Here is a 9,534-nt window from a genome sequence, read left to right on the forward strand (position 1 = left end):
GAGTTAACTATGCTTTTTATTTAAACCTATCTTAATCCAACCTCGAGTAGGCTAGAGGGTCGGTAATCCCTACAGTTGAAGTTTTCCAACAGAGCTACTATTGCTTTTTGGCGAACAAACCAAAAAGCCCTCCTTTTTTAGCAGTACTGGGTGGATCTAGCTTGATTTTTAGTTTCTTGGCATACTCCAGAGCCAGTGAGTCTTGGGGATTTAGTTTAAGCGCTTGCCGAAAGTGGACTGTTGCCATGCCAGTCAGATTTTGCATGAAATAGGCTTTTGCCAACAAAGAATGAAACTCACTTTTGGTTGGCTCCAACCGAATTGCGTCTCGCAACTCTTGTACTGCCATTGACCAGCTTTCTTTTTTCATGTACTCTTGCGCACGAACATAGTGGCGCTGGGCGTAATTGCCATTGGACTGTTGTTTTGGATCGGCTGAAGCAGCGGTTTCCCGTTTGATCTGCTCAGCCGGAACCAATCCAGTCGGCTTTGGGCGAACAGGCTCACCCATTTTCAACTGGAGGTAAACCAAGTTGAGTTCGGTAAGTTGCTGGGTGATTGGCTCAAACTGACGAAGCGGTTGATATTGAGAGTCAGCTAACTGGGCGATCGCCTGCTCATAAAACACATCCACGGAATGCATGGGTGTTTTAATCAACTGCCGAGCAGGGTCGCTTTGGGGCAATAAAGGCGCTTCATGATTCATTCGCCGCACATGAACTCTAAGCAGAGCCAAGCTTTCAGCTCGACCTTTGTCTTGCTTGAGTTTTTGGTAAGCAGGACTGATCAAATGAGCAAAGAGCTGACTGGCGAGATTCCGGTCTGCTGGGTCTGCGGTGGTGTATCCATCAGGATGTAAAAGCTTAGCCACAGCACGATAGCGCTTCAATACTCGGCGATCGTCAGCCGAGACAGACAGTCCCAACACAGCATAGGGATCTGAAAATTTTTTCAGCCAGTCTGTGGAAAAAGGGATCTGTGACATTGATTAGGCTGCTCTTAAAAGTGGGTCAGTGTTAATCAAATACGAACTGGTCTTTAGCATTGATGAAGATGACCCTTGCTTGAGCAAATTTTGGTATGCCCGATTAAAAAGGTGCCGATGTGTAGAAACGCTTTGCTTTTTTCCCAGCAAGACAAATTTAGCTAGGTAAGGTAGCGCCTTGTTTTCATGGCTCACACCCTTCAGCACCGTTAGAACGCAGCTTATGACCCTGTCTCAAAGTGATACTGCCTTAATCTATCAGGTAAGTTAACCTACCGATATAGGTTGTTGTCAGCATGGCAGAGCTGCGCTCTTACCAACAAACTCTGTTGGATAACTGAGCAACTCCACTCTAATGTATCTCTTAAGGTAGATGTTGTGCGACTGAGCTTGGAGAACGAAGGGGTAGATTCCAATACCTGTTTACTCTTTTTCCGCTAAAAGAATAGGGATGCATTCTCACGACGCGGGTGCATCCCTGTTCTTTGAGTACCTAATCTTTGGTCGGCCAATGGAGGGATAGGTGCGGTTAATGCCTGAAATAGACTGTTCAGTTGAGACAAAACGCCTTGAGAAGGCTGAAGCTGGGTCGAATTCCTTCGAATTCCTTTCTTCATTCCAGCTTGGCAGCAGAATCGATATGATGTGGAAGTAGGTTCTGTAGCATAATGGCGCTGCTAACCCCCATATTCGTAAACTTAAAAGACTTTAGCGTCCCTAGCATGTTGAGCAAGTTCAAAAACCGTAAAGTCGCCGTCGCTCTAGCATTTGCTGGAATGGTAATGCCCGTGTCGGGGTTGCATAAGTTCTATCTGGGGCAGCCAATTTGGGGTGTATTGTATTTGTTACTGTCGTGGACACCCATTCCCAAAGTTGCCAGTGTGATTGAAGGGGTCTGGTATTTAGCCCAAAACCAGGACGACTTTGACCAAAACTTTAATTCTGCTTTGGCATTGGGAACAGTTGCAGTTCAGTCGCCTGGGGTAGATCCGGCCCAGGTGGGCGCGATCGCCGATGCTCTCCGTCAGCTTGACACGCTGCGCCAGGACGGACTGATCTCTGAGTACGAGTTTGAGCAAAAGCGCCGCCAGTTGCTTGATCGGATTGCTTAGGGCAGGTATTTTGATGGGGGCAAGCAGTCCGGAGGAGTCGAAGGAATGGGCATTTCTGACTGGTTTTCACCTGGGCGACTGAGTGCTGTTGCAAAAGCTCCCTTGCGAGTGAAGCTGCTGAATGATCCCTACTACCGCTTGCAGTCTAACGAAGAAGTACGGCTTGCGGCGGAGCTAGGCATCTACATTGACGTGAATCAGGCGGGAGTAGATGATTGGTTGCGGCTGCCAGGGCTGTCGATTCATCAGGCGCGATCGCTTACTGCTCTGACTCAGTCTGGAGTTCAGCTTCACTACCTAGAAGATTTAGCCGCCGCGCTAGGACTGCCCGTACAGCGTTTGCGCCCGCTAGAGCCTGTACTGAAGTTTTGCTACTACGATGCTGAAAGCATCTGCACGATTCGGCAGATCAATCCCAATACGGATTCAGTTGAGACACTGAGTCAAATCCCCGCTGTAGATTTGTTTTTGGCTCGGGTGATCGTACAAAACCGCCAAACCTATGGCGCTTATCGCAACCTGGCAGACCTGCAAAAGCGGCTGTCACTTCCTGGTCAGCTTACTGCTGAACTGCTCCACTACTTGCGCTTCTAGCGTTTGACTTGTCAGAAATTTTGCCGACTCGCTCTAATGGAAAAAAGCGGAATACTGCCCGGCCAATAATATTTTCTTCAGGCAAGAAGCCCCAAACATGGGAGTCGTTGCTGTTATTGCGATTGTCTCCCATGACAAAAAATTGTCCCGCTGGTACCAAAACTGGAGGCATTTCATATTCAGGCGGTTCAGCAATGTAATCTTCTGCCAAAGGCTCTCCATCAACGTAAACTGTGCCTGCCTGCACCGCCACAACTTGCCCTGGTTCGCCAATGATGCGCTTGATGAATGCCTGATCGGCAGTGTACCCCTGAAATTGCAGCTGCACGGGTGGGTCAAAGACAATGATGTCGCCTCGGTGGGGTGGATGAAAGCGGTAGGCGACTTTTTCCACCACCAGGCGATCGCCCACATCTAAAGTCGGCACCATCGAGTCTGAGGGAATATAGCGCGGCTCTGCAACAAACACTCGAATGAGAAGTGCCAGAAAGAGAGCGATCGCCAAAATTTGCAGATTTTCGCGCTGAGATTGCCAAAACCCAGGTTTCGCAGAATTCTGTAAATTTTGCGGCTGAGATTCGGTTTTCGCTTCAGCAGGTTTTGCTTCAGCAGTCATCGGCTTTTCATCGGTCATTCGTTATTCGTCACTGGTTATGAGGTGCTAGCAAATTTTACAACGCTGAGCCTACACCCCTTAGCCAAAGCTCAGCCGCCGGACTTCTTCATTCGCTTCTAACTCCAGCCACAGGTTGCGGTTGCGAGCTTCGATCGCCTTTAGCTCATCGAGCTTGCCCATGATGGTACTGGTAAAGTCATCTGCTTCGGGTAGCTGCTCTGCCAGGTACGAGGCTTCTAGCTCAATTTCAATCATCCGAATCGTTTGAGCATACTGGTTGACCAGATGGCGATCTTGATTAATTCGCTGTTTTAGCAGCTTAATGGCTCGGTCGATTTTAGCAATGCGGGTCGTGTAGAGGGCTGCGCCAACGCTCAGCATTTTTTCTTTGAGTGCGCTTAGCCGCTTGATGAAATCACGATGGGCATAGCCTTCATGCCGCAACTGCTCAATTCGACGGGTCAAAATCACTTTTTGATCGGCAAGCTCAAGTTCGCTCATTAACCGCGCATCCCCTGGAACGTCAGGCTCAAGGTCAGGGCTGGTGAGTTCTGCGGTATCAACCAGACGACTGTACATCAAGAGAGCGATCGCCCCCAGTCCGGTTGTCGCCACGACTCCGGCACCTGTTGCCATGCCCAGGGCGATCGCTAAAGAAGCGCTCCCACGCGTAGCCAATAGGTAACCCAAGCCAGGAATCGGAGAGGGCAGATGGTACTTTTGCCCGGTCGAATGATTATTGATGGTTAGCAGTTTCTTGATACCGCTGCCGCAGGTCGAATACAAAATCGAAATCTTGTCGCTAGGACGCACCGGAATCTGATCCTGCAAACCGGGTGTAGAAAACTTCAGCAGCCTTAAGCTGCGCCCCGGAGTCGTAATCCGAAACTGGTAGCGACGCTTGTAAAAGCTAGGCAACTGATCAGACAAATACAGCATTGCTTCCGGCTGAGAAGACCAGCCTGAAAGCTTACCGTAGACTGCCCCATAGTGTTGCCGACAGGAGGAGCACTGAATTTGTAAAAGCCCATCGGGACTAATCTGCCCCAATGCCCGGTCGCAACGAGGGCAGTTAACAGAAAGATACATGAGCAGTGTGGAGATGCGTGAGGAGGCAGCAGGCAGCGATCAATCTGAAATGGCTATTTAGTTGTAACAGGGATACTGAATTGTAATAGGGTTCTATCGGTTCTGCCTGGGGTGGGTGAGAAATTCCTAGTTTTTCTTAAAGATCTCCAAGAAGATTTTAAAGAAGGATTTCCCCTAAGAATTTCCCGTGTAGGGGCGCTCGCCCACCCTACAGTGTTCCTAGCACCATGCCAAACAGCAGCACAAAACCAATCCAGACATTTTGGCGAAAGATTTGACCGTAGAGCGAAGGATGCGGCTTTTTGGGGCGTAACTGAATGTAATGCCAGACCCAGGCTAGACCTGCAATTCCTAGCACTAGCCAGAAAGCAATTCCTAGCCCCATGCCGATTCCCAAAACTGCTAATAGCAACGCTGTGCCCGCAAAACAAAGCCCGACCACATGAGCCGCCGCTGAGCCAAAAAATAAAGCGCTGGAGCGAACCCCAATGCGGCGATCGTCTTCCCGATCAGCCATCGCATAGACCGTATCAAATCCTAAGGACCACAATACTGTTGCTCCCCAGAGTAGCCAGGTCGATAGTTCCAGGGTTTCGGTTACGGCCGTCCAGCTGATCAGCACAGCAAAACCCCACGCCAGAGCCATGACTAATTGCGGCACGGGAAACACCCGTTTTGACAATGGATAGAAGACAATGAAAGGAACCGCCGCCACACACAGCCCGAAGCTCAACGGATTGGTCACGGGGTTCAGGTAAATTGCTAACCCCAGGGCACAAATGAGTGCAACCAGTGCAACGACGATTCCTGTCTTGATAGAGAGGGCACGAGCGGCAAGGGGGCGATCGCGAGTTCGCGCTACCCTTGGGTCAATGTCCCGATCCCAGAGATCATTGATCACGCATCCGGCAGCGCTGGTTGCTAAACTTCCCAACACGATCACGCTCACAAGTGGAATCGGCGGAGTTCCATTGGCTGCCAGAAACACCGCCCAGAGTGCCGGAAGCATCAAGATCAGCCGTCCAGAGGGTTTGTCCCAGCGCAGCAGGCGCACGACAGTGAGCCAGGTGGGTTCAGGTTTTCGTTGAGGCTGCGTCAGCATATTGATATCAGCAAAGCGATGAGAAAAACAACTGAAGCTGAAGATTTAGACTCGATCAGCAGTTTCGCTCTCTAGGATATCGCTTCGACACGGGGTCGAGACCCATGAGCAATTCAAAACTCAAAACTCCCCTAAACTTGCAATTCTCCCTTACGCTAAGGGATCAGAATTTCGTTAAACATGATCATTACGGTTGCTAGCTACAAAGGAGGCGTGGGTAAAACAACCACAGCAATTCACCTGGCGGCTTATTTGCAGACCCAGGCGGATACTCTGTTGATTGACGCTGACCCAAACCGCTCTGCCACCAGTTGGGCTGAGCGGGGAGAGTTGCCGTTTGAAGTTGTCGATGAATGGAATTCGCCCAGCCAAACCCGCACCTTTAGCCATGTGGTGATTGATACTCAAGCTCGACCGATCAAGGAAGATTTAGCAATTTTGGCAGATAGCTGCGATCTGATTGTCCTTCCCACCACGCCCGATGTGCTGTCTCTGGATGCACTGGTGTTGACCCTGGAATACCTTCAGTCGATTGGCGCAAAGCGCTATCGCATTCTCCTGACCATTGTTCCACCCAAGCCCAGCAAAGATGGGGAGATGGTGAGAGGAATGCTGGTTGATGCCGGTTTGCCTGTCTTCAAATCCTGGATTCGTCGCTATGCAGCATACCAAAAGGCAGCACAGACAGGAATTCCCGTCTATGCCGTGAAAGATCCTAAAGCAGCCGATGCCTGGCAAGATTACCAGCGAGTTGGAGAAGAACTTTTAGGAAAAGGGTAAATAGTGGCGCGGCTCAGCCGCGCCACTATTTACCCTTAATCTTTATAAACGTCGAGTTCGTCGAGTGAGAGAGTGGGTAGGTCGGGGGGCATGACCATGCGATCGACAATGATCTTGTGGCTTTCTCGTTGGGTCGCCATTTCTATGGCGATCGCCTCAAACTGAATCTCAAAACAGCCAAAGGGGACAGTCAGTTGGGTTCTCACTTCCATCTCACCTGAGCCGTTGGGCAAGAAATTCATTAGCCAGTGTGGACCGTCTAACAAAGAGCGAGTTTGGCGATCGTGAAGCCATAGCTTGACGTAGATGCGAGGAGTTAAGGCGGGCAACTTGACGATGACACAGACTGACTTGCCAGCAGTCAATTCACCTGTAGGTAGCTCAATTTGCGGCGTGGGGACGGGTTCCTCATCAGGTAAAGCAAGCGTTGTATCGCTTTGTCTCTCCCATCTGCCGTTATGAAATCTGGCAGGAGGAAGGTCATCGTCTACAACCACTTCTTGAGCTACCAGATCCGCATCGACTCCCAAGGTGATGCCATCCACAAAGGGTGACTGATCTGAGGGCGCATTGAGGGAATCTGCTGGGTCAGCGTCCGTTGCTAGAGAGTTGAGCCGCGACCAAAAGCGATTTTTCAGCTTCGCAGTTGGAAAAGCTCTGTCCTGTGTTTTCAAAGGCTCTGTTGCAGGTTCAGGTTGTCGCTCTGAGATAGAGGAATGATTTGTTACTGGTATTTCTGGGCGATCGCCCTCTTCCCCCTCACTCAAAATTTCTGGAGCATCTATTTCTGGAGTTTCTACAGTATCCGATATATCTTCTGCAATGGTTTCTGTAAGTGAATCAACTTCCTCAGCGGGTGATTCAATCATTGAAGCTGATTCAGGAGAAACTTCTGAATCAGCTTCAAACACTTCTACTAATTCCAAATTCGCAATTGTCTGTGCCAATTCTTCTGGCGATTCATCGATCAACTCTTCCGGTAGTTCAGACGGAGTTTCAGAAGCTTCAGGGGTTTGCGTTTTGGTAAGCAAAAATTGCTTAACCGCTTCCGCATTGCCGGACAGCGTAAAGTTTGGATCGTTGGCTAGTGGTAGCTCTAGCGGCTTGGCGGGCACTTCTCCTGGTTTAGCAGGATACAGTTGAGGGGGCAAAGAAGAAGCATTGGAGGGCTGAAACTGCACCACCGAACCGGGAGAGTTTAGGAGATCCAAAAATTCTAGGTTGAGAATGTCTGTGTCGTTCGCAAATGCTAGCGGTGTTTGAAGGTCTAAGGGAGTTGGCTCAGTGGCGATCGCCTCTAACAACTCCTCCATGTCAGCCGCCACAGTAAACGACTGAGTCGCCAGCACCCTAGTCGGAACGCCCACCTTCGGCACGGCATAGAGCAGAACCTCGCCCAAAAACAAATGAGTTTGACCCTGAGCAGGTGTTGCGATCGGACAGCTAAATGAGAAAGGAACTGCCTTATCTGCTAACGGCTGATGCACTTCTGCCACAACGTGACTGGTTTTCGGATCATGCAGGCGAATTTGCATCTTGCTGACGCGCACCGTTGGATTAACCTGACTTTCTGACAGCAGTTCAACCTGTCCCACCAGGTTAAAAGACCGCCCGCGCCGCACCACATAGGATTCTCGCTCCAAAGTTATCTGAAGTTGAGGAGACGCAACCGCTGTGGCATTTTCTAACAAAGGTGCGGTGAATGTAGACAAGTTAGTAGTCTCATCCACACTTTCACCAGCCTGCTCAATGGCTGGATAAACGGGTGCTGACCCATTCTCAAATTCCTTGAGAATGGATTCCACTGCCTCGTCAATAGTCTGGTTAAGGGTTTGGTCAAATTTTTCTGGGTCATATTCTTCAAATATCGCCTCAACCACTTTCTCTGACATTTGTTCAGCCGCTTGCCGCAGAGAAGAAGCATCGAGCGATTCGGGCAGTGCCTCGGTGGGCTGAGTCACCTCTACATCAGGAGCCGCATTAGCCACATCCATTGACTCTGCCAACGAATCTGCGAGTTCTGCTGCTGCGGCGTTGATGGCAGCGATCGCTCCCTCTTGAGCGATCGCCATTTCGGTTTCCTCTGACTCACTTGTTGCGTCGTCAGATAGCAATCCATCAGCAGATTCATCGGACAGCGTTTCCGAAATCTGTGTTTCTACTTCTAGTGGAACTTGTTCTACTTGCTCCAGTTGGACTGCGGTAATCTCGGTCGCCTCTGTCACCTCTTCCACAGATTGTTCCGGTTCAAATGAAAGAGGTTCGTCGGCTTGAGTTTCAGCTTGAATGAAGGTTGGCTCCGATGCAGCTATTCCTGACTCGGCAGTTTCAGCCACAATCTCATCAGGGGCAACCTGAGAAGCTGTATCTGAGGTCGCAACAACGGGTTCCAGAGCGGGTGCTGATGGCTGGGTCGGTTCAGCTTGGGGTAAAGGAGTAGAAGGAGCGATCGCCCCATTTTGCGCTGGTTGGGCTGGTTGCACCTGCGAGTGGAATGCCTGAGCTGCACTTGCTCCAGTCGCTTCAGCCAGCGATTCTGATCCGGAGCCTTCCCAGTCTGGCTCCCAATCATCTACTTCAGGATCGTTATAGAGAACCTGAAGCTGAACCGCATATTCCCAGCTTTCCCCGATCATGTCAGCCATTAGGTCGCTGGTGCAGCGCAACTCCCACCGCCCCGGCTGTAGCCGCGTAAAGGGAATGACCACGAGCAGCCCCTCTCGATTGGTCTGCCCCGATCGCTTCTGCACTCGACGCTTAGGCGGCATCTCAACCGTCGCATCGTGGATCACCCGAATCTCTACTGGAGTTCTGACTCGACTCGATCGCGCCACAACTCGATATCGCCCTTCCAGAATCTCAACGCTTGGAGATTCCAATGGCAACCAAGAGCGATCGCCCTCTTTTTGTAGCAGAAATTCCCAATACTCCATCTCGAACCTCCGCAAGGAGCTTCCCAGTCTAAACCAGACAATAGAGGCAGTGTGTAGTGCTCTACATCTGACACTCGTTACTTATCATAAATGACTTCTGGGAATGGCTTTATCTTCGCTATTTAAGCACATTGCATTGGATTTCCTGTGTGAATTGTTGCTCGGTTCCACCACGCAACAATTCACGCTCTTGAAACAGCATTCATACAGACAGGACTTACGCAGCGGCACTAGGGATAGGGGGTGGTTAAGTTGAGCTATGCTCGCTACAGTTCCAGTATGAGTGCATCAAACAGCGATTGCGATGACATTTACTAAGCTGG

General features: G+C 50.3%; 8 protein-coding genes. 3 read left to right on the top strand and 5 right to left on the bottom strand.

Features of this window, described 5'->3' with window-relative positions:
* Positions 1-97 precede the first annotated feature (97 nt).
* Positions 98-985 carry a J domain-containing protein gene (locus H6F93_RS22110; protein ID WP_190685402.1) on the bottom strand — a complete coding sequence of 296 codons (888 nt, stop codon included), beginning with the start codon at positions 983-985 and terminating at the stop codon, positions 98-100.
* Positions 986-1,653: 668 nt separating this feature from the next.
* Between H6F93_RS22110 and H6F93_RS22115 the strand changes: the two genes are divergently transcribed.
* Both H6F93_RS22115 and H6F93_RS22120 read left to right on the top strand, forming a co-directional pair.
* Positions 1,654-2,097, top strand: a complete 444-nt coding sequence (locus H6F93_RS22115) for an NINE protein (RefSeq protein ID WP_242043561.1) — start codon at positions 1,654-1,656, stop codon at positions 2,095-2,097.
* A 45-nt stretch (positions 2,098-2,142) separates the two neighbouring features.
* On the top strand, positions 2,143-2,691 hold the full coding sequence (locus tag H6F93_RS22120) for a ComEA family DNA-binding protein (RefSeq protein WP_190685404.1): 549 nt from the start codon (positions 2,143-2,145) through the stop codon (positions 2,689-2,691).
* On the opposite strand, the gene lepB is transcribed toward H6F93_RS22120, so the two are convergent.
* From lepB to H6F93_RS22135, 3 genes are all read right to left on the bottom strand, one after another.
* On the bottom strand, positions 2,657-3,325 hold the full coding sequence (lepB, locus tag H6F93_RS22125; protein ID WP_242043562.1) for a signal peptidase I: 669 nt from the start codon (positions 3,323-3,325) through the stop codon (positions 2,657-2,659). The two genes, H6F93_RS22120 and lepB, sit on opposite strands and share 35 nt — an antisense overlap.
* A gap of 60 nt (positions 3,326-3,385) precedes the next feature.
* Positions 3,386-4,396 (bottom strand): hypothetical protein, encoded by a 1,011-nt coding sequence (locus H6F93_RS22130; protein ID WP_190685407.1) that lies wholly within the window; start codon positions 4,394-4,396, stop codon positions 3,386-3,388.
* 208 nt (positions 4,397-4,604) lie between these two features.
* Positions 4,605-5,498 (bottom strand): 4-hydroxybenzoate solanesyltransferase, encoded by an 894-nt coding sequence (locus H6F93_RS22135; RefSeq protein ID WP_190644937.1) that lies wholly within the window; start codon positions 5,496-5,498, stop codon positions 4,605-4,607.
* Positions 5,499-5,678: 180 nt separating this feature from the next.
* Here H6F93_RS22135 and H6F93_RS22140 point away from each other — a divergent pair, with 180 nt between their 5' ends.
* Positions 5,679-6,278: a nucleotide-binding protein gene (locus H6F93_RS22140; RefSeq protein ID WP_190685409.1), complete on the top strand. Its 600-nt coding sequence runs from the start codon at positions 5,679-5,681 to the stop codon at positions 6,276-6,278.
* Between the two features lie 35 nt (positions 6,279-6,313).
* On the opposite strand, the gene H6F93_RS22145 is transcribed toward H6F93_RS22140, so the two are convergent.
* Positions 6,314-9,211 carry a hypothetical protein gene (locus H6F93_RS22145; protein ID WP_190685412.1) on the bottom strand — a complete coding sequence of 966 codons (2,898 nt, stop codon included), beginning with the start codon at positions 9,209-9,211 and terminating at the stop codon, positions 6,314-6,316.
* Between the last annotated feature and the right edge of the window lie 323 nt (positions 9,212-9,534).

Origin of the sequence: Leptolyngbya sp. FACHB-671 (genome assembly GCF_014695745.1) — a bacterium.
In the GTDB taxonomy this organism is placed as follows: domain Bacteria; phylum Cyanobacteriota; class Cyanobacteriia; order Elainellales; family Elainellaceae; genus JAAUTN01.